The following is a 20,490-nucleotide window of genomic DNA, read 5'->3' as shown; positions in this document are numbered from 1 at the left end:
TTAAGCTCTCCTTTAAAAATTGTGTACCGTCTCTTCAACGCTGCCAGAACGTGAGACTTTTACCTTCGCTGGACCAAGTTGCCATGCCATCAACAGTGCGCCGCCTATAATTCCAAAAATAGTGCCAAATAGGAACCCCCCTAAGGCACCTATAACAGAAAGAATGGATAAAAATATGGTGAAAATTCCAAGAATTTTTGAAGCATTAGGAAAAAATAAAGCTACAATGCCAATTAAGGTTATTAATCCGCCAAATAATAATCCAATTATTGCAATCGACCCTGGCAGGAAGGTACTTAGATAAAGATTTAAAGGAACCCATAAAATCATTAAACCACTTACAATAGTCAGTAATGCCCCCCACAACGGCCGTTGTTTTCGCCATTTATTAAAACCCATCTGTACGCACCCCCTATTTGTTAATTTTTTCTACGGTAAGTTTCATTCCATTCATATTAATGGTCTTCTGGAAGAGATAATGCGTTTTTAATTTGGCATGTTCTAAAACAATTGAGGAAGAAGTTTGCTTGAATTGTTTTTGCCAGTCATCGCTGTGCTTTTCCTGAAGGACTAAATTCTGGAATTTGGCATCTGCCTGAATAAGACCGGCGTCATGCTGCAATCCGCTGATCTGAACTGGTTTAGAAGCAGCAATTTTCACACGGATCCACTCTCCGCCTACATTAAAATCCTTATACAATTGCAAATTGTCGATGGTTAGATTTTCGATTAAATTGGTACCTTGTGGGGCCGAATCAGAACTGCTTGTTTCCCCCATTTTGGGATAGAAGGTGTAACCGGTTCCAACTAATTTGTCAAACTCAACATAAAAATCCCCGACACCCGCTATCGGAACAGCATAGGCTACCCCTGATACACCAAATGAAACTAATAATAGTGCTAACGTTAAGATTCCAGCACCTAATGCCGACCAAAAAACTTTTTTGCTTGTCGTACCCTCCACGAGTTGAACTGGGCTTTCCATTTAAACCCCTCCTATTTTTTGAATCTTTTAAACAATCTATCTTTTCTATACCTTACTACCCTTGGTTTACTACTACAATCACGAAAAATATCGTAAAATTATTAAGACCCCGTCAAATGTCGGGTATGAGTTTCCACTACGGACATATTGGAATTTTTTTCATCGAATATTTTATTCATAGAGAGGTTATGGAGGCGGAAGCACATGGAGCATAAAGTGGAACAGCTTTTACTGAAAGGTCTCGAAATCCTTATGGAGCATCGTGAGCCATTTATGAAAGAATGGAAAGAGCTCCTGCCCACCTTAAAATACCGAAACGAAAGTTTAGTAGATGAATTTGATATCATGATTGAAATAGCTATCCAAAAAGTTTTAAGTGAACAGACGCCCCGTATAGACTCTTTTATTCTTTCTTTGCTGACAGAATGGCAAAAACGCTTTTCTGGCAAGTTTGACGAAAATGAAACAATCTTTCTGGTTACAACAATAGAAAATATTTTTCATAAGCTGGCAGCTGCCAATGCATCTGCAACCTTTTTTGACCATCAGGCAATCCAAGCTTTTTTTGCAAGAACCCTTGACCAAGCGCTTTTAACCCAGGACAGTGAGAACCTGACCGATAAATGGGTTAAAATGATTATGGCAACGAACATTCTCTCGATGAAATGGGTGGCTGTTGTAAAAAAAGAACAGGACGATTTTCAAATTGATAGTGTTGTTTGTTCTCCTGAGCATGAAGTGGGCAGCCATTTGCTTAATATGTGTTCAGGTTTAAAATCAGGAGAAATTGACCATTTGTCACTGGCAATCTCCAGACTGATTGGAGTAGGTACAGATGAGGAGAGAATCCTCAAAATTCCCTGTTTGAATGAAATTTTGCTCGTTTGTCTGCAGGAACACGATTTAGCGATTGGTGAACAACAAATCCAGTTTATTCGGGATATGTATCTTCGCCAATTAAAGCTTTATCATCTTGAAAGAAAAATAATTTGGAAGGATGCTTCCCTCCTGTTTTTGCAGCACTTATTATGCTCTCGAAATGCCGATGATGCAGTTAAAGCCATAACAAAGGGATTAGTGGATTATATGCCCTTCAGCCGCTGTGCCTTATTTTTATATAATCACTACGAAGATACCGGAATTGGTGTTTCTGGTTATAATGTCAGCATCCCATCTGTACAGCAAATTAAAGAAGAGGTTTTCAAGCTTTCCCTAATTCAGAAATATTTACTTCCTTTGATTCAATCCCAGCCACTTTACTTTGCGGATGCAGCTGAGATTTTACCGAAAAAATATGTACAGGAGTATAAGCTTCGTTCATTAGTTATCTTGCCAATATATGCACCCTCTAAAAGCAGATTGCTTGGAATTGCCTTATTGGACCAGGGCGAGGACTCCGAATTTGCAGTATCTTCACAAACCTTGGCGACACTGATTAAATTTGGCAGGTACGCAGGGGAATTAATGTATTCAATATGGGATGAGGCCATTCAACAATTTGGGGGCTCTAATTGCTTATTGACCCAGCGTGAAAAAGAAGTATTAAAGTTAATTTCAGAAGGTGCGTCGATTAACGAAGCAGCAAGTGAGCTTCATTTAAGCAGCTATACGGTTCGTGACTATGTGTCTGTCATTATTCAAAAATTAGCGGCTAAAAACAGAACCGATGCCGCGGTTAAAGCATTCAAAATGAACTTGATTTCGTAAAAAAGAGCAGCTCCATGATGGATTGCTGCTCTTTCATATTAGCGGTTATCAATTTTTTCAGGATAAAGATCGTGGTTCATCATGCGGTGATCGGCCATTTGCTCATATTTTGTCCCTGGTCTGCCGTAGTTGCAGTAAGGATCAATGGAGATACCGCCTCTTGGAGTGAATTTGCCCCAAACCTCGATGTATCTTGGGTCCATCAGCTTGATTAAATCATTCATGATAATGTTCATGCAGTCTTCATGGAAGTCTCCATGGTTTCGGAAGCTGAAAAGATATAGCTTAAGAGATTTACTTTCGACCATCTTTTGATCTGGAATGTAGCTGATATAAATTGTCGCAAAGTCAGGCTGCCCTGTTTTTGGACAAAGACTTGTGAATTCAGGGAAATTGAATTTTACAAAGTAATCACGGTTTGGATGTTTATTATCAAACGCCTCCAATACCTCTGGAGTATATTCAAACAAGTATTTTGTACCTTGGTTACCAAGTAGAGTTACACCTTCTAATTCGGCATCTGTTCTTCCTGCCATTTTTAGTCCTCCTTATGTTAACCGCGCATTATAGGAGCTCATAAAACTAAGAAATAAAAAACCATATCCTAAGGATATGGTCAATTTGTCCATTCCATAGTTTTTTATAGAGGGTATAAGCTATGAACCTCTCCCATAAACGGGCGCAGATAAATTTAATTTAACATAGTAACTATAGTTAATATTCAAGTAACTGTCAATCAACATTTTACTGGAAATGCTTTGAGTTTGAAATATTAAGAGTCATATGGTTACAATATACAATTAAGAAACTATTCTCGGAGGTATTGTTTCATGTGGAAAGAATTTAAACAATTTGCTATGAAAGGCAATGTTATTGATTTAGCTGTCGGGGTTATTATCGGCGGAGCCTTCGGTAAAATCGTCTCATCCCTTGTGGCAGATATTATTATGCCAATAATTGTAGTAATTAGCGGTGCGGTAAACGTAGAGGATATTAAGGATCTAGCCTATGGACCGATAAAATATGGCGTATTTCTTCAATCAGTCCTTGATTTCTTCATTATCGCCATTTCGATTTTCCTCTTTATAAAGTTCCTGAGCCGCTTTAAGAAGAAAGAAGAGCCTGTGGTGGTTGAAGAAAAAATCAGCCGTGAAGAACAACTTTTAGCTGAGATTCGCGACCTTTTAAAAGAAGACAAAGATTTTTTTAGAAAAAATGAAACATCTTGACCACTTTTACGTATAACTTAGTAATACAATATTTTGAGGTGAAATAAATTGTATCCACAAACATCAACTGAATTTATGCCATCTGTTTTACGGACGTTTGCCTTTTCTCTTGCAATCGCCTTTCTTGGCACAATGGCAGGAGTATTTGTACCACCGATGTTAATGATTCCGTTAATGATTTTAGAATTTGTTATGCTTATGTCAGCCTTCTTCTTTAGACGCAAAAAAGCCATTTCGTATTCTTTTCTTTACATTTTCACATTTATCTCAGGGATAACCTTGTATCCAATTGTAGCTCATTACATTGCTGCATCAGGCGGAGAAATTGTAATAATGGCATTTGCCACTACAACGGTTGTTTTTTCGGGAGTTGCCGTTTATGCTGCAAAGTCAAAGCAGAACTTTTCTTTCTTAGGCGGATTTTTACTTGCTGCCCTTCTTGCCATGATGGCGATTGCAATTTTTAATTTTTTCGTTCCATTAAGCTCAACCGGAATGCTTGCTTACTCCTTTATCGGAGTATTGGTATTCAGCGGTTACGTTCTCTTTGATATCAGCCGTATGAAGCATTATGGAGTTAGAGCAGAGGAAGTGCCTTTGATGGCATTAAACTTATATTTGGACTTCATTAATCTATTTATCAGCATTCTCCGTATCTTTGGAATTTTAAATAGTAAAGACTAAAAAATTAGGAGCAGAGGGTCATACCCCCTAGCTCCTTTTGATTTTAATTACCGTTAAACAAAGTCAGACCACGACCAATCATTTGTTTCACAGATGACTCCCAATCAGCTTTATTTAAAACTTTTAAAATTCTATCAACATTGGAATGACTGCCATTATGAATTTTATAGAGTTCTAATATCTCCAAGCGCAACAGCCATTCGTACGGATAATCTTGATCCAATTTGTCTAAAACTTCATTTAAACTGGCGAAACTCTGTTCATTCCAAACGGCTGCCTCGCGTAAATTCCGGACCTTTTCATATAAGCCCTCAAGCTCACTCCAGCTTGGCTGATCCATTTCTTCCTCGATTTCCTCTTTTGGTTCAATATCAAAATAATTGTTAGGATCGGCAGCACCGGCATAGACAGAGGTGATTTTTGATCCGACTGCCATATCGAAGGTACCCCAAGCTTTTTCAAAAAGAACTTTGTCCTTATAGGTCACTGTACAATCCTTGAAGGACATAATGATAGGTTTTTCCTCTGAGCACAAAATACTCTTAACGGTGCCTTCTACCTTAACCCCGCTTCGAAAATTTAAAACTGCTTCCTTTTCTTCTATGATCCCTAATGCATTTAATTGATCCAACGAGCAGTCTTCAAGAACAATATCACCCTTTAATTTACCGATTGGCGTTCCAAAGCCTTTTCGGTGTTTTTCGGTTCCATGGCCTGCTAATTGGTGGTTATCATAGGATAAAGCAGTAGGTCCTGCAGTACGGAAATAAACAGCTTCTCCTGTATCATCCTTCAAAATATCCGCAACTGTGCCAGTTACCTGCAATCCAGAAGAGAAAACCATAGTAGCTGTATTTTCAGTAGTTAGTGCCTTTTCGAGACTTTCTGTTCCGCCTTTCCGAAATGCCATCGTATTAGCAAATTCATCAATCTCTGCTACTAAATCATCAAAGCTTTTACAAACAAATAATTGCGGCTGCGGCTTTGTTACATCATAAGGAGTCTTCGTACATTCCTCGACTGAAAAAGGAATTTTTCTTACATCTTCCTTTAAACAGCTTTGACTTTCTCCTACTGAAGACAGCAAGCCAGCACCATAAATTATTGGATTATCTAATTCGCCAATTAATCCATATTCAACGGTCCACCAAAAAAGGCGTGATACTTGGTCAGATTCCGATAATCCTTTTACCTTCTTTCTAGCTTCAGCCACTTCTTGTTCCGCAGCTTTGACCTGCTCCGGAGTTGATTTTGGGTCCTCAGCGACAATTGTTAAATGGCGAACCGCCATAAATACCTCTAGCTTTTCTTTACTAGACAGGGCTTTCGCGCCCATTTCGCCAATTTTCTTAACGAATTCCCTGTAAGATTCATCCAATAAAATCGGAGCATGGCCAGCTGCTTCATGAAGCATATCTGGTGCCGGCGTATACGCAATGTTTTGGATGTTCCTTATTTCTGTTGCAATCGGTAAAATCCCGTTTGCTAAAAAACCATAAAAGGCCGAACCTGGAATCAAGCCGTCAATCGTAACGGCCCCCCAGCCCACTTTTGCCAAGCTCGTATTCATATCCTCTACCTTTGGAATCGATTCGGTTTTGATTCCAGAATCTCGCATGCCATTTACATAGGCTGGATGCGCAATTTGTTTCAAAAAATAGTGATTTTGCTTCATTACAAATCGCCAGACTGCATGTTCGATGGGAGTATAGAGATGGTAGTATTGTTTGGAAATAAACGGCTTTAAATGAGCAGGGATTTTTAATGTACCATTACCAGTCATCGTGAACATTCTCCTCTAAGTGAAAAGTTTAATAAGGAGCATCAAGCGAGAGATTGTACTTTGGGACGCAGTCGTTCCTTCGCTCGTTTCATCCTAGTTTTTACCGTAGACATCGGAAGATTACTTTTTCGTGCAATTTCATCTAGAGTTAAATCTTGATAGTAATAAAGATAAATAGGTTTACGATAAATTTCAGGCAGCAGGTTTACTTTTTCAGCCATTTGTTTAGCGGAAAATTTATGTAGGACTTCCTCTTCTGGAATAGGAGAGCAATAAGACGAGGCTGAGTAGGAATAAACCTCCTCCTTCCAGAATAATTTGGACTTGTTTTCTTTACGCCAATAATCGCGGCATTTATTTACTGCTATTGTAAACAACCAGCTTTTATATTTTGAATGCTCCTTTACTGCAGGATATGCCAAATACGCAGAAAGTAACACCTCTTGATAAAGGTCCTCGGCAAGTTCTTTCTGTTTCACTAACGACAAAATATATTTAAAAATGGCTGGCCCATGTTCTATTATTAATTCTTCAAATAGTTGCACAAATCCTTTTCCCATTTCGTTCCATCCTTCCCTTCAATAAAATAATACCTACTTTATTAGACGGAAAGGATGGTAATGACCCCTACACCCCATCATTAAATTTCTGCCCTTTTTGAACAAGCCCCTTCATAAAAATAGAAAATCCTATTTTCTTGCAAATGGTTAAATAATGCATCATCGCTAATAAGACGGAACCCGTATTCATTCCAATAATAACGCCATTCATTCCCCACTCCGCTTGAGAGCCAAGCCAAAGTATAAGTCCAAAAGAGATTACGGTTGACCAAATAATATGAATAAACGCTTCTTTAATCATGTCTAAACCGATCATAAAAGCCTGCATCGGCATAATAAAGAAATGGAACAAGAAAAACGGCCACAGTAATTGCAGGAAGATAGCAGGTGTTTCCGATTTAAAGAAAAGGGACGTTAATTCAGGAGCATAAAAATAGAAAATAGTAACTGCTGCAACACCGTACAAAAGGGTAAGTTTCATCACCTGCTGGAGCATTTTTTGTAAGGCTGGATAATCACGCTGAGAATGGGCTTTCGATACAGCAGGAATGAGAACAACTAATAGCGAATGAGCAATAAAAGCTGGGAAGAAGCCAATCGACATCGCCACACCCATCAGCATCCCAAATTGCTCGGTTGCAAGTTTTTCCGTCATTCCAGAGTGCACTAATGCTGCCTTTATGACAAAGGGTTGAATGGCGTTGGTAAAAGCAGAAAACAAGCGCATCCCAGTTGTTGGTATTGAAACGGCCATTAGATTTTTCCGAACGGCCTTTCGATTTAGATTGGAAAAAGGCTGTCGCTTGATTTGTTGAAATTGAATGATAAACATGTAAATGAGGTAAAGGAAAACAACAATTTCACTGCCAATTAACGTGCCAATAGCGATTAATAGAGCCCTTTCTGAGTCAAAGGCAAGGTATCGAAATAGGATAAATAGGCCGGCAAGCTGCACGACTTTCCTCAAAAAATTGGAAACGGCAATTTTCCCCATCTGCTGCTTCCCCATAAAATAACCTCTTGCTACCGAAGTAAAGGAAATAACCGGTATGAGAATCATGACAAACCATCTTACATACGGATGGTACGTTTTAAAAATCGGGATGAACGGGATAATCACGGTAGCCAATAAAAATAGAATACTTGTAAAGACAATGGTAATTGTAATGGCATGATAAAGAATATTTCGGTGATAGCGTTCTTCCCGTTCAGCAATGAATTTTGAAATCGAGACCGGCAGTTCGAAGCTCGAAAGCAGGACAATCAAAAAGATCGTTGGCAGAATGGACATATAAAGCCCTAAACCGTGTGTTCCCAACTCTCTTGCAAGAATCATATTTACTAAGAACTCAATTCCCTCTCCCAAAAATGCAGAAGCCGCTAAAAAGAAAACACTTTTGTAGTAAATAGCCACATTTTTATTCTCCCTTATTTTAATATCACCTTATAACTTATGAGACAAGTTCCATGATTATTAGGAGAATATTTTTGGGAGGCAACAAAAAAAAGGGCATTCGCCCTTTTAAATGTTTGTTGTAACCGCGCGCTTCTTAACCATCCATGTCATTAGAATGATGACAGCTACTAACAAAGCTTGAGTTAAAGTGGTTTCCCAGGTTGGATATAATCCCATCCAATCTATGAACGGAAGATTTTGTACGGTACTGGTGGAAAGCACATTTGAAACTTGTAAGGCATGAAGGCTAATGCCCAGTATTTTAAATGCTAAGAAATATATTAATAGAGTTGCAGCTTTAAAGAATAAGCGGATAGGAATTTTAACACTGTAGTGAATAATCGCAAATCCGACAATCACTAATAATCCTACAGCTAGAAGTATCCCCAAGATTAACTGCTGCATGCTTATATACGGGGTTATCCCCGCGTAAAAAATGATGGTCTCCGCACCTTCACGAAAAACAGATAAAAAGCTGATAAACGCAAAAGAAAGAAGACTTCCTCTTGCAATGGCTTGCTGCATCTGCTGATTTATATACTTATTCCAATTCCCGATGCTGGATTTATTATGAAGCCATGCCCCTATCGTCAGCATCATGACAACCGCTATAACACCCGTTATACCTTCGATGTACTCCCGGCTTGAGGCTGCAGTGATCTTCGAAAAGACAATATTGATAATGACTGCAAGCACTGCACTTGCCAGCACTCCTGCCGCAACACCAGCCCAAATCCATTTTTGTTTAGTCTGCTGGCCCATTTTCTTTAAGAAAGCAATTAGAGTGGCCACGATTAGCAGCCCTTCTAACCCTTCACGTAATAAAATAAGAGCCGCATCCCATAAAGAATAATCAGTTTTGCTCGTTAATGGAGCAAGTCGTGAGTTTAAGTCCTCTACAATCGTCATTGCTTTTGAGCCATTTACTTTTTTGGAGCTTAATATACTGATAGCGGCAGGAACTTGCGTTTCAATATCGCTGTAGAGTTTGTTGTCCTTTGTTGACACATCCCCTTCAACCATTGGCCAGATATCAAGAATTTCATTTAAGTGACTGATAGCAGTTTGATAATTCTTGTCAGCAATTTCATTCTCAGCCTTACTTAATAAAGTCGTAAGGTCTGATAAAGAATAATCACTTTTTTCCTGCTTAGAAACCTTTCCCGCTAAAAAATCCTGCACTACGGTTGTTAATTTATCTACATTCGTTTCGGCTTTTTTCAGATCCGCTGGGTTTTGTGTTATCGCGATCCGGATTAATGCCATGTATTTTTCAATGTTCCCGTATGTCGCAATACTTTCATCATGAACAATCTTTTCTGATGCATTCCATTGATTTAGGAGCGACTGGTATTCAGCCTTTAGGGTTAATGGATTCCCCTCCTTAATCGATTCCTTTAATTTTGCGGTTATCGTAAGCAACTGTTTTACTTGCTCTTTCCCTTTTGCCTTATCTTCTGGATTTTGTTCCTGATCATACAGAACAACTGAACTTGACAGAGCCGATAGGCTTCTTGAAAGTGCCTCTTTATCCACATTCTCTTTGGCTAGTAAACTTTGAACCTTACTAAGGTTTTCATCCACCTTTTTTGCCTGCTTGCTGTCTGACTTTTTTATGGAAACCCATTCGCTTGCGAATTGTTCCATGTTTTTGGCAACATTAGCCCTATCTCCATCTTTCGCCTTCATTAAACTATCGCCTATCAGGACAAAAAGCTCATCATGATTTTCTGCTGCAGAAATTGGTTGTACCGCTTGCAAAAACACAAATAATATCGTCAGGAATAGAAATGGCTTCAACAATTTTTGCATATAACTCTCCCCTCTATAAAAGGAAAAACACTAATTAAATAGTGTCTCTCCAATAAAACCGCCCTGTTTCGTTCCGGGCAGGCAAGCGAAAATGGCGCTTCCGCGGTGTGAAATATATTCATTTAATTTATCCATATTCGCTAAACGGGTTTGAATAGGGATAAATTGTTTGCTTGGCGTCCGCTGAAAACCAACGAAAAGCAGGCCGGCATCCAGGGCCCCAGTTTTTACGTCCATACCATCAGAGTAGGAAAAGCCCCTGCGAAGAATTTTTTGAGAGCCATCCCCTCGAGAGAGTCGGAAGTGTGAATCAGCAGGAATATAATCTCGTCCGTTTTCATCTTTATGATTGAAATCGGGTTTATCAAATTCATTTTTTTGACCAATAGGCGCACCGCTCTCGCGTTGGCGTCCAAAGGTATTCTCCTGCTCTTTTAATAAAGTGCGATCCCACACTTCAATAAACATTTGAATACGGCGGACAACGAGATAACTGCCATTCACCAGCCAATTGGGACCATCTCCTGACTGCACCCATACAATTTCGTTCATTTCTTTTTCGCTATTCACATCCGGGTTTACGGTTCCGTCTTTAAAGCCAAACAAATTCCTAGGTGTTTCATTTTTTGAATCAGCCTGCTTGCTCCGCTGGAAGCCTGTCTGAGCCCAGCGTAATATGGCTTTTCCCCGGGCAATCCTGATCAAGTTTCTGATAGCATGAAAGGCTACCTGTAAATCATCCGCACAAGCCTGGATACAAAGATCTCCACCCGTCCACTCCTCTTCTAATGCATCGAGCGGGAATTTTGGAAGATCGACTAATTCCTTTGGCTGCTTCTGCTTTAACCCAAAACGATCCTGATTGTTTTTTACAAAAAGACTCGGTCCGACTCCAAAGGTGATCGTCAAATTCGATGGAGATAAGCCTGCCGCCTCCCCTGTATCCTTAGGTGGAAGAAACTCATTGCTGGAAAGTTCACCAACTGTCTTCCCTTCAGTCATTAGTGCCGAGGCCTTTGTCCAATCTTTGAATAGTTTTATCAAATCTTCTTTTTTTGAAGTTGTCACATCTAGAGAAACAAAATATATATGGTTTTGTGCTTTTGTTGTAATACCGCTTTGGTGTTTTCCATAGAACTGGACGATTTCCTTTTCAATTTTACCGGTTGCTTTGCTTTCCGTTATGGACATCAAGCCGCCAAATCCTGATGCCCCTAAAAGTATTCCTACCCCGCCAACACCAGCAGTTTTCAGGACATCACGTCTCGAAATCTTATTTGCCTTTTGTGCCTCTACGCTGTTTGGATTGTTAGTCAATTAAGACGCCTCCGTTACAATTCCAATTTGAGATAGCGGCTCAGCAAGAGCATCGATAGCCTGACTAAGCTCTTTTACTTCTGCCTCTGATAAATCTGTATAGGATTTATATCCACTATCTGTTTTATGCTTGTTTAATAGATTATAAACATCAGTAAACTTCGATTGAATATCCTTTGAAAGCTCCGCATCCTTTTTCTTTAAAGCTGGATTTAATAGCTGATAAATTTTTTCCGCTCCCTCAACATTTGCCGCAAAGTCATATAAATCTGTATGAGAATAACGGTCCTCCTCACCGGTAACCTTAGATGTTGAGACCTCATTTAATAAATCAACCGCACCTGTAATTAACAATTCAGGAGTTACTTCAACAGTATCTACTTTAGCTCTTAATAGATTGACATCCTTCATTAATTGCTCGGCATATTGTTCATAGCCCTTTGTCGTTTTATCTACCCATAACCCCTTTTCAATGCGGTGGTATCCCGTCCAGTCTGCTTCAGGGACGTCTCCTTCACGGGCATCAATTTTAGGATCCAAATCCCCGAATACCTCTGCAATTGGTTCAGCACGCTCATAATGCATCCTAGATGTTCCATAAAGCTCTTTCGCTTTTTCGATATCACCGCTTTTAACTGCAGTGGTAAAAGCTTCTGTTGCCTTAACAAATTCTTCAACTTCACCAATAGCATATTGGCGGTAATCATCTGTTACCCCTTTAAGAGCTTCTGCTGATGTATTCTTTGTTTCTTTAACCTTTTGTGTTGATGATTCCTTCTCAGTATTAGAACAGCCAAATAATAGACTACTAGATAAAATTACAATTCCAGTTACTTTTAACAATTTCATGTTTATAAAACCCTCCGCCTAAATAATAATGATAATCGTTTTCATTAACTAATATAATATAGTTAATGAGAACAATTTTCAATTATTTTTTAATTTTTCATAAAAACTATGTTCAATATTATTGGAGGGCTTCATGATTCACTCTTATCGACCGCCTCATCATTTTTTCTGCTCTGTTGGGCGTTATGACCCGCTAAGAATTAATGTTTTTTAACTTGGAAAAATCAAATTGTAAATTAACATAGCCTAAATAAAAAAGGCCTCCCAATTTTAAATCGGAAAGCCTGAAAATCATTTAATTAAGGAATGTTTAAAAGCATAGATTACCGCCTGGGTGCGGTCCTGGACATCTAACTTGCTTAAAATATTGCTGACATGGGTTTTAACAGTTTTGAGTGCGATAAACAATTCATCGGCTATTTCCTGATTGGTCTTCCCTTGGGCCATAAGAAGCAGGATTTCTAATTCACGGCTGGTAAGGTCTTCGTGTGGCAGGTGCTGGGTCTTCTGGCGCATTTTCACCATCATTTTGCCGGTTACTTCTGGCTCTAGAACCGACTGGCCATGGTATGTAGCGCGGACAGCATTGGCAATCTCACTTGCTTTTGAGGTCTTAAGCATATAGCTTGTCGCCCCTGCCTCAAGGGCAGGATAGACCTTTTCGTCATCGAGAAAGCTGGTCACGATTATGACCTTTGCCTCAGGCCATTTTTCAACGATTTGCCTTGTTGCCTCAATTCCATCCATTTCCTTCATGACTAAGTCCATTAATATAATATCCGGGCGGAGTTCTAATGCTAATTCCACCCCTTTTTTTCCATCATCAGCCTCACCAACAACTTCAATGTCCGACTGGGCTGAAAGGTAAGAAGAAACCCCGATTCGTACCATTTCATGATCATCCACAAATACTACTCTAATCATTTACACCATCTCCATTTACCATCACTGGAACCTTCACTTCCAGTCTTGTCCCTTGATTTTTAACACTAATCACTTTTAACGTTCCGCCGACTTCCAGCGCCCGCTCATGCATGTTTTGCATTCCATAAGAGCCTGCTTTCATTTCGTCCACTTCAAAACCTATGCCATCATCAACAATTCTTAAAATAACAAGATCATCTCTTTTTATCATAAGGACTTCGAGCTTATTTGCTTTCGAATGCCTTAGTGTGTTTGATATCGACTCTTGCAGAATCCGGAAAAGATGATCTTCTACCCCTTTATCTAACGGAAAAGCTTCCACCTTCCAGTTAATATCCATTGTTACCTTTTGTGATAATTCGATTAGCAGCTCCTCAATTCCTTCCTGCAGGGACTTATTCTTTAAGGCAACCGGCCGCAAATGGAGCAGGAGTGCCCTCATTTCAAGCTGCGATTGATGAATCATTTCTTCAACTAGTTTCAATTGTTTTGCTTCCCGTGTTTCTTCGGTATGTTCCTTTGTTTCATTGATTGCTGACATCATCATCGATGCCGCAAATAATTGCTGGCTGACAGAATCATGAAGTTCGCGGGCAAGCCGATTCCGTTCTTGTTCTATAATTTCTTGTATTTTCGATTCGAGATCTTCTACTTTTTCCGTTGCAAGGCGCTGCGAGAGCTTTGCCTGCTCAGACATTTGTTTGCCTATTTTATCGATTCGCTTGGCGATACTTTGGATTTCACTTAAAGAAGGTTTTGGTTTTACTTCTTGTTGTTTTCCTTCTTCAAGCAGGTGCAATGCCTGCTCCACATCCACTAGCTGCCTTCTCCAAAAGACTCCAGAGTAGGCGCCTAATAGAATACCTATCGCTATACTAAAAGCAGGAATAAATACAATGAACGGAATCCCCATGAAATGCCGCTCCCATACCAGGGACCAGTCCGAAAGTGGGAACACTTTCAGAAAAATGGCTGAGACAATAATTGCCGTTAGAAAGGAAAATGTGACACTCCATACAATTTGCCGCTGGGTTGCGCTCATATCCGGCTCACCTCTAAATTCCCCACCAATAACGAAGTAAAGATTTTCACTTTTTGCTCTGCCGTTTCATATCCCGGTGTTTTTAAGTGAAAGACTTGATTAAAAACTTTCGATTCATGGTGTTCAAAAACAGATGTGGAACCGGTCAAACAAGAATGATGAACACTTACTTCCAATTCATATGGGACTTGTATTTGAATATTGCCGATAATGTTACGAATAAAAATAACTGTTTCACCCTTTGGAAGCATGGTATAGCTAAGATCAATGCTTGTATCGCCAATCCCTGCCTGTATGTTGATGTCATCCCATTCATATGCAGCCGCAGGAGTTTTTTGCTGCCCCAACAAAATATTTTCAAAGAGCGGCTTGCTCTTAATTAGCGTTTCCTCGTGTGGGACTTTGTCTGGTTCTGTTAAGACCAGCGGGATTTTCTTAGGATTCTTTTTCGATTGATAGAATTGAATAATATAGTGCAGAAGAATAGCGAATAATAAAAACTTGAACGTTTTCATTGATAAAATACTAATAGCAAAGAAAAAAATTCCACCGTATAACAGCACTTTCCCTTTCTTTTTTCCTGCCCATTTACGGCCCAAATAAATCATTCCGCCAGAAACAAAAAGGGAGAAAATAAGCCCTGGATTGAAAAACAATATTTCAAGCAGAAGAACGACTACTCCAATGACAATTAACCAGCCTGTATATTCATTTTTCTTATTTTTTAGCAAACGGCCCACCCTCCCTTTTTGTAAAATTGACAATGTCTAAAAAGGCGTAAAACCTACGCCTTTTTGTCCAGCTCCAACGCCTAAGGGGCGCTTCTGCTTTTCTATATAGAATACCATAATCTTCTATTAAATGGACTTGCTTTCTTCCAGTTTCATTTCTTTTTCTAATTGAGCGATTCTGGCATCTATGGTGCTGCGGTAAAAAGAACTATTTACTTGATGCTCTAGTCGATCTAGGTAGTTTTCAATTTCTTTAAATTTTGAGTATGATTTATCAGAGTAAGAATTAGATTCTAGCACTTGATTGATCCGATGGTTAGCACGTGTAACATTTTCTCGGCCCATTAATTCCATCCGGCGAAGATGCATATCCTTTAATTTGTGCTTCATTTCTTGATACTTTCTTTCTAATTCTTCAAGCTGACCTTTTACTTGTTCTAGGGAAGCACTTAATCGTTGGGTACGGTCGGAATATTGTTGAAATTCTGCTGTTACAAACTGATAAAGTTCGGTTTCGCCTGCTTTTGAGGCAATTTCCGCTTGATGCTTTCTTTTTTCGGTTAATTCTACGGCCTGTTGGTATTCCCTCGTAAATTCATCCTTTAGTGTGTATTGACGTTCCAAAAGCTTCCTAACCTTTTCCGTTTCCTGCTCACACTGACGGAGGTATTGATTAAGCAGTGCAATTGGGTTTTGCTTTTCCTTTTTGTCAATCGCTTCATGTAAATCAGCAGTAATGGTATCTTTAATTCTTGTAAACAGGTTTGTCATTTTCATTCTCTCCTTTTATGTTGGCTCGGTTAAACTTGGTTGTTGATTTGCGCTCCAGGCACTTCGCTTTCCGCGGGCGTGCCGGGGAGCCTCCTCGGCGCTTTAGCGCCTGCGGGGTCTCCCCTGCCCCGTACTCCCGCAGGAGTCTTCGTGCCTTCCGCTCCAATCAACAGTGTTAAAAATCAACAATGTCCTTAAACACAGCCTTTATGTTAATAATTTTTTAATTCATTCCATTGTTTTTCAAAATTCACGAATGGATCTGATTCTTCTTTGATTTTGGTATGCTTGTTCTCGTTCCATTTTTTATAGACAAGGTAAAGCACATATGCTGCCGCTACTCCAATGATGGCAGGTATGTTATGGATAGAAGCCACTAGGACGATAGCACCGATAATCCCTAAACCGATTTTTGCTCCAGTCGATTTAGCTTTTAAAAACTGTTTGAAAATGAAGTACAGGAGCACTAAACTAACGAGCAGCCCCACCATCGGACCGATAGTTGACAGTAAAACGACTGCTGCAATCCCACCTGCTAATAGTAAACCAAATTTTTTCATTTTGTTTTTCACTCCTTTCTTTATCTTGATATCATCTTACCTTTTTTCTTTATTTCCCATAATTGCGCTAGAGCTTGATTTTTAACTCAGACCTGAGACGTAGAAAGGGTCAGCCTCTAATAGAAGCTGACCCTTCTTGCTTTATTTTGATATGAACATCTGAACCCAATAATAACGTTTTGAACCGCCAGCAGCATAACCTACACCAATATAAGTCGATCTCGTGCTTAAAATATTGGCACGGTGACCTGAGCTGTTCATCCATGCTTGGACGACTGATGCTGGGGTGGTTTGTCCTGCGGCAATATTCTCAGCTGCAGAGCTATATTGAATGCCAAAGTTTTTCATCATGTCAAAAGGACTGCCATAGGTTGGGCTGGTATGACTAAAATAATTTTTGTCCCGCATATCCATGGCCTTATAGCGTGCCACCCTCGAAAGCTCCCAATCAGGCGTTAACGCTTTTAGCCCATTTTTCGCCCGTTCCTGATTCGTCAGCGAAATGACTTGATTTTCAATCGATTTAACCCCGCCTAAATCTGGAATGGTTACTTTTTGACCAGGATAAATCAAAGCGGGATTATTAAATTGCGGGTTTGCTGAAATAATTTCTGAGAGCCCCACTTGATACCTGACGGCAATTTTCCAAAGCGAGTCTCCCGGCTGTACCGTATAAACTTGCTGGGCAAATGAAACGCTTGGAATGCAGAAAAGAGAAAGTAGAAACATTAAACTAAACCAAAAAGATTTTTTCATTTTTTAGCCTCCTCCGAATATATATTTTTGATTTCAGGCTCAAAATATACAGGACTTGAAAAAATAAATTGAGGTTGAATTCAATAGGTTTTGGAGGACTAAATTTGAAGGACATTTCGTGGATGACCTATATCATGTTAATTTTAGCAAGCTACCGATTCACCCATTTAATTGTTTTCGATAAAATTACCGAATCCATCCGGAAGCCCTTTGTGAAAAAAGTGAAGGTGGAAACAGAAAATGGAACCAAAACAAAGGAAGTCCCAACGTCCATGTTTGGGTATTTATTGAAGTGTTACTGGTGTGCCGGCGTTTGGAGTGCTATCTTCTTCGGTACTGCTTACTTATTATTCCCAAGGGTTACATATGTGGTTATATTGATTTTTTCGATTGCTGGCGGGCAGTCCATTATCGAAACCTTTGTTGGCGTTAATATTAAAAAAGTCGATTATTATGCTGAATTGAAGAAAAAGGAATAAAGAAAACACTGTAATGGTTGGAAAAATTAATCCCCCTTGTGCATATATTTTAGAAAGCTCAGCTTCCTTGGACGCTTAAGCTAAACTAAAGGGGGATTTACAATGGCTCTTTTGTGGATTACAACCATCGGATTTCTTCTGTGCCTTGGATTTGCTCTAGGAACCTGGATTCATTTTTTAAGCAAAGGTCTTAATTCTGATGATGCAAAACGAATTGATCCAATTCCAACAGAAAATGATTCTCCTTAATCTGCTAAAGCCAAATTTAATGCTTGTCCGGCAGCATCCAAAGCTTCTTGATTATTTTGGTCATGGGCAAACCTTACCAGCATTACACTTGTAAAGATGGCTTTAAACCTGGCTAAGAACATGGTGATTTCGTCTACCCTGCCATAAATTTCGTAAAATCGTTTTCTGCCTGCAGGCGGAAAAAAACTGTAGACAATCGATAAATCTACAGCCGGATGTCCAATATGCACATCTCCCCAGTCAATAATGCCTGTAATCAATCCTTTGTTGTCGACTAATAGATTCTTAAAATGAAGATCGCCATGGACAAGGGCAAGTTCTTGATTCACCTCAACATTTTTTAACCTTTTAAGATAATTCCCTATAACTTTTGGATTTTTTATCAACCCATCCGTGATAGCTATATTCACATTTTCCTCTAATTTTTTTCTTCTGATTGGAATACTTAATCGATTCAATTGATCATTTGGTACATGAAGGTTTTTAGCCGTGTCGATTGGAAACTGATGAAGCGTTCGTAAAAACTCTGCTATTAGATCAACAGATAAAAGTCTTCTTTCTTCTGTTAATTGACCTGGCGTTTCTCCTTTAACAGCTCTATAACCAGTAAACGGCCATGGATATGTACTGCTGGGGCTTCCGAAAAAAATGGGATCTGGAATAGACAGATTAAGCGTATTTGTTAGGTGTGGCAAAAGCTTATTTTCTGTTTTTAATAAATCCACCGCAATTGTTCTTCTAGGGAACCTAAAAATGTATTGGTTATTCACCTTAAAGACAGTATTATCAAAGCCTAGCCCTAAAAAGCAAATTTTGATAGGATTAAGCTGAGGAAATTGCGTACCAATAAGTTTGCTCGCTTCTTGAGAGGATAATTCAATTTCCGGCGTCCAAGGGTTGGTCATTCAACAAGCCTCCATATTTCAAAAGAAGAGCCTTGCCAATCAAGCAAGACTCTTTCTTTTTTACTTTTAGATTAATTTTATCATTTTAGGAAAAATTAAACAGGAGATCATTTTGGTAAAATGGAGGAGTACATATGACTTCAGAGAATATCCCACAATTCCCAAAAACGTATTGGCGTGAAATTGAATTACCTACTTTTAAAAAATTAAACGAAGATATAACGGTCGATGTTGCCATTGTCGGAGCAGGGATAACGGGTATCACAGCAGCCTATTTGCTCACAAAAGAGGGGGTAAAGGTTGCGCTTTTGGAAGCCGGCAGTGTTTTAAATGGGACCACAGGTCATACAACTGCGAAATTAACGGCACAGCATGACATCCTTTATGATGAGCTAATCCATCATTTTGGTGAAGAAAAGGCTCGACAATACTATGATTCCGCCTCAAGTGCCATTGAATTTGTAGAAAAAACAATGAAGGAAAAAGAAATTGACTGCGATTTTAGCAAAGAAGATGCCTATATTTATGCAACGACGGAAGAGTATGTGGACAAGCTGCAAACCGAATGGGAAGCTTATAAAAGGCTCGGTATAGATGGTGCTTTAAAGGATACGATTCCTTTTAATATTCCTGCGAAAGCAGCCTTGAAAATGAGCAACCAGGCCCAATATCATCCATTAAAATTTTTGAAGGGCCTTCTGGATGAAGCAGTAAAAAATGGCTGTGCTGTTTATGAAAACACAACGGCTGATGAAATTGATGATGATGACGAAGAGACAAAAGTCATCACCAAAACTGGCAATACCGTTACATGCAAAAAAGTCATTATGGCATCACATTTTCCTTTTTCTGATAAAGTAGGTCTTTATTTTGCACGAATGTATGCGAGCAGGTCTTACGCCATTGGAATAAAAACAGATAAAGACTATCCAGGCGGTATGTATATCAGTGCCGAAAGCCCTCCTCGCTCCATACGGTATACGCCGCTTGATGGAGATGAAAAGCTTATCATCATCGGCGGGGAAAAGCATAAACCCGGCCAAGGCATCAATACGATGGCGCATTATGAAGCACTGGAGGCATTTGCAGAAGATGTGTTCGGCATCAAAGAATATACTTACCGCTGGTCGGCTCAAGATTTAGTGACACTTGACAAAGTCCCGTACATCGGTCCAACCACCTCCGAGCGAGAGCATATTTTAGTAGCAACAGGCTATAAAAAATGGGGCATGACAACAGGCATTTTCGCTGCCCACTTGCTCACAGATTATGTTTTGGATAGGGAAAATCCATACAAAGAATTGTATTCTCCATCTAGATTTCAGGCAGACCCGGATCTAAAAAATGTTATTACCGCTAATCTAGATGTTGCCAAGCATTTAATCAAAGGGAAGCTGGAATTTGTGCCAAAGAATCCGGAGGACTTGCAGAATGGGGAAGGCTCGGCTGTTATGTATAATGGTAAAAGAGCAGGAGCTTACAAGGATAAGGACGGCAAACTCTATATTGTTGACACTACCTGTACCCACCTAGGCTGTGAATGTGAATGGAATGTAGCGGAAAAAACATGGGACTGCCCTTGCCATGGTTCCCGCTATGCCTATTCCGGCGATGTGATTGAGGGACCTGCACTTAGAGCATTGGAATTGCTTAAGGAAGAAGAGCAAATATAATAATTAACGCCTCCTAAT

The 20,490-nt window shown here is 39.5% G+C and carries 22 protein-coding genes and 1 riboswitch; of the genes, 6 read left to right on the top strand and 16 right to left on the bottom strand.

Translation table 11 applies throughout. The features are described 5' to 3' along the window. Positions 1 to 12: 12 nt before the first annotated feature. Positions 13 to 399, bottom strand: coding sequence for a DUF6114 domain-containing protein (locus ACIFOT_RS11265; protein ID WP_430064573.1), 387 nt, complete (start codon positions 397 to 399; stop codon positions 13 to 15). 13 nt (positions 400 to 412) lie between these two features. Further along, complete coding sequence (locus tag ACIFOT_RS11260) at positions 413 to 985, bottom strand: DUF6230 family protein (protein ID WP_430064572.1); 573 nt, start codon at positions 983 to 985, stop codon at positions 413 to 415. A 204-nt stretch (positions 986 to 1,189) separates the two neighbouring features. Here ACIFOT_RS11260 and ACIFOT_RS11255 point away from each other — a divergent pair, with 204 nt between their 5' ends. Continuing rightward, on the top strand, positions 1,190 to 2,692 hold the full coding sequence (locus ACIFOT_RS11255) for a response regulator transcription factor (protein ID WP_430064571.1): 1,503 nt from the start codon (positions 1,190 to 1,192) through the stop codon (positions 2,690 to 2,692). A gap of 38 nt (positions 2,693 to 2,730) precedes the next feature. Here the strand turns inward: ACIFOT_RS11255 and queF are convergent, their stop codons facing one another. Further along, positions 2,731 to 3,228: a preQ(1) synthase gene (queF, locus tag ACIFOT_RS11250; RefSeq protein WP_223589673.1), complete on the bottom strand. Its 498-nt coding sequence runs from the start codon at positions 3,226 to 3,228 to the stop codon at positions 2,731 to 2,733. Positions 3,229 to 3,318: 90 nt separating this feature from the next. Beyond that, positions 3,319 to 3,365, bottom strand: a riboswitch (PreQ1 riboswitch). Between the two features lie 157 nt (positions 3,366 to 3,522). On the opposite strand from queF, the gene mscL reads away from it, so the two are divergent. Both mscL and ACIFOT_RS11240 read left to right on the top strand, forming a co-directional pair. Continuing rightward, entirely contained in the window at positions 3,523 to 3,921 is a 399-nt protein-coding gene (mscL, locus tag ACIFOT_RS11245) for a large conductance mechanosensitive channel protein MscL (RefSeq protein ID WP_430064570.1), read from the top strand. A gap of 48 nt (positions 3,922 to 3,969) precedes the next feature. Then, positions 3,970 to 4,605 (top strand): Bax inhibitor-1/YccA family protein, encoded by a 636-nt coding sequence (locus ACIFOT_RS11240; protein WP_430064569.1) that lies wholly within the window; start codon positions 3,970 to 3,972, stop codon positions 4,603 to 4,605. Positions 4,606 to 4,648: 43 nt separating this feature from the next. Here ACIFOT_RS11240 and ACIFOT_RS11235 read toward each other — a convergent pair whose 3' ends face one another. From ACIFOT_RS11235 to safA, 12 genes are all read right to left on the bottom strand, one after another. After that, the gene (locus tag ACIFOT_RS11235) at positions 4,649 to 6,388 is read right to left on the bottom strand and encodes an aromatic amino acid hydroxylase (protein ID WP_430064568.1); all 1,740 of its coding nucleotides are present in this window, start codon (positions 6,386 to 6,388) and stop codon (positions 4,649 to 4,651) included. A 41-nt stretch (positions 6,389 to 6,429) separates the two neighbouring features. Then, positions 6,430 to 6,948: an RNA polymerase sigma factor gene (locus ACIFOT_RS11230; RefSeq protein WP_430064567.1), complete on the bottom strand. Its 519-nt coding sequence runs from the start codon at positions 6,946 to 6,948 to the stop codon at positions 6,430 to 6,432. Between the two features lie 67 nt (positions 6,949 to 7,015). Beyond that, positions 7,016 to 8,362: a polysaccharide biosynthesis protein gene (locus tag ACIFOT_RS11225; RefSeq protein ID WP_430064566.1), complete on the bottom strand. Its 1,347-nt coding sequence runs from the start codon at positions 8,360 to 8,362 to the stop codon at positions 7,016 to 7,018. Between the two features lie 108 nt (positions 8,363 to 8,470). Further along, the gene (locus tag ACIFOT_RS11220; RefSeq protein WP_430064565.1) at positions 8,471 to 10,216 is read right to left on the bottom strand and encodes an FTR1 family iron permease; all 1,746 of its coding nucleotides are present in this window, start codon (positions 10,214 to 10,216) and stop codon (positions 8,471 to 8,473) included. Positions 10,217 to 10,246: 30 nt separating this feature from the next. After that, positions 10,247 to 11,533, bottom strand: coding sequence for an iron uptake transporter deferrochelatase/peroxidase subunit (gene efeB / locus ACIFOT_RS11215; RefSeq protein WP_430064564.1), 1,287 nt, complete (start codon positions 11,531 to 11,533; stop codon positions 10,247 to 10,249). Then, positions 11,534 to 12,382, bottom strand: a complete 849-nt coding sequence (efeO, locus tag ACIFOT_RS11210) for an iron uptake system protein EfeO (protein ID WP_430064563.1) — start codon at positions 12,380 to 12,382, stop codon at positions 11,534 to 11,536. Positions 12,383 to 12,673: 291 nt separating this feature from the next. Further along, the gene (locus ACIFOT_RS11205) at positions 12,674 to 13,306 is read right to left on the bottom strand and encodes a response regulator (RefSeq protein ID WP_430064562.1); all 633 of its coding nucleotides are present in this window, start codon (positions 13,304 to 13,306) and stop codon (positions 12,674 to 12,676) included. Then, the gene (locus tag ACIFOT_RS11200) at positions 13,299 to 14,348 is read right to left on the bottom strand and encodes a sensor histidine kinase (protein ID WP_430064561.1); all 1,050 of its coding nucleotides are present in this window, start codon (positions 14,346 to 14,348) and stop codon (positions 13,299 to 13,301) included. Before ACIFOT_RS11200 ends, ACIFOT_RS11205 begins: the two co-directional genes overlap by 8 nt. After that, on the bottom strand, positions 14,345 to 15,088 hold the full coding sequence (liaF, locus tag ACIFOT_RS11195; RefSeq protein WP_430064560.1) for a cell wall-active antibiotics response protein LiaF: 744 nt from the start codon (positions 15,086 to 15,088) through the stop codon (positions 14,345 to 14,347). Before liaF ends, ACIFOT_RS11200 begins: the two co-directional genes overlap by 4 nt. A gap of 117 nt (positions 15,089 to 15,205) precedes the next feature. Continuing rightward, positions 15,206 to 15,850, bottom strand: coding sequence for a PspA/IM30 family protein (locus ACIFOT_RS11190; protein WP_430064559.1), 645 nt, complete (start codon positions 15,848 to 15,850; stop codon positions 15,206 to 15,208). 212 nt (positions 15,851 to 16,062) lie between these two features. Further along, positions 16,063 to 16,410 (bottom strand): flagellar basal body rod protein, encoded by a 348-nt coding sequence (locus ACIFOT_RS11185; RefSeq protein ID WP_335715054.1) that lies wholly within the window; start codon positions 16,408 to 16,410, stop codon positions 16,063 to 16,065. Positions 16,411 to 16,551: 141 nt separating this feature from the next. Further along, on the bottom strand, positions 16,552 to 17,166 hold the full coding sequence (gene safA / locus ACIFOT_RS11180) for a SafA/ExsA family spore coat assembly protein (RefSeq protein ID WP_430064558.1): 615 nt from the start codon (positions 17,164 to 17,166) through the stop codon (positions 16,552 to 16,554). Positions 17,167 to 17,270: 104 nt separating this feature from the next. Here safA and ACIFOT_RS11175 point away from each other — a divergent pair, with 104 nt between their 5' ends. Together ACIFOT_RS11175 and ACIFOT_RS11170 are read left to right on the top strand one after the other, a co-directional pair. Next, positions 17,271 to 17,645, top strand: coding sequence for a DUF1360 domain-containing protein (locus ACIFOT_RS11175; RefSeq protein WP_430064557.1), 375 nt, complete (start codon positions 17,271 to 17,273; stop codon positions 17,643 to 17,645). A gap of 102 nt (positions 17,646 to 17,747) precedes the next feature. Continuing rightward, positions 17,748 to 17,894, top strand: a complete 147-nt coding sequence (locus ACIFOT_RS11170) for a hypothetical protein (RefSeq protein WP_430064556.1) — start codon at positions 17,748 to 17,750, stop codon at positions 17,892 to 17,894. Here ACIFOT_RS11170 and ACIFOT_RS11165 read toward each other — a convergent pair. Then, positions 17,891 to 18,799: a phosphotransferase gene (locus ACIFOT_RS11165; protein ID WP_430064555.1), complete on the bottom strand. Its 909-nt coding sequence runs from the start codon at positions 18,797 to 18,799 to the stop codon at positions 17,891 to 17,893. The two genes, ACIFOT_RS11170 and ACIFOT_RS11165, sit on opposite strands and share 4 nt — an antisense overlap. Before the next feature lie 134 nt (positions 18,800 to 18,933). On the opposite strand from ACIFOT_RS11165, the gene ACIFOT_RS11160 reads away from it, so the two are divergent. Next, positions 18,934 to 20,472 (top strand): FAD-dependent oxidoreductase, encoded by a 1,539-nt coding sequence (locus ACIFOT_RS11160; protein WP_430064554.1) that lies wholly within the window; start codon positions 18,934 to 18,936, stop codon positions 20,470 to 20,472. The last annotated feature ends 18 nt before the right edge of the window (positions 20,473 to 20,490 follow it).

This window comes from Neobacillus sp. NRS-1170 (assembly GCF_050468025.1).
The sequence above is the reverse complement of the archived record's forward strand: the minus strand, read 5'-3'. Positions and strand labels throughout refer to the sequence as shown.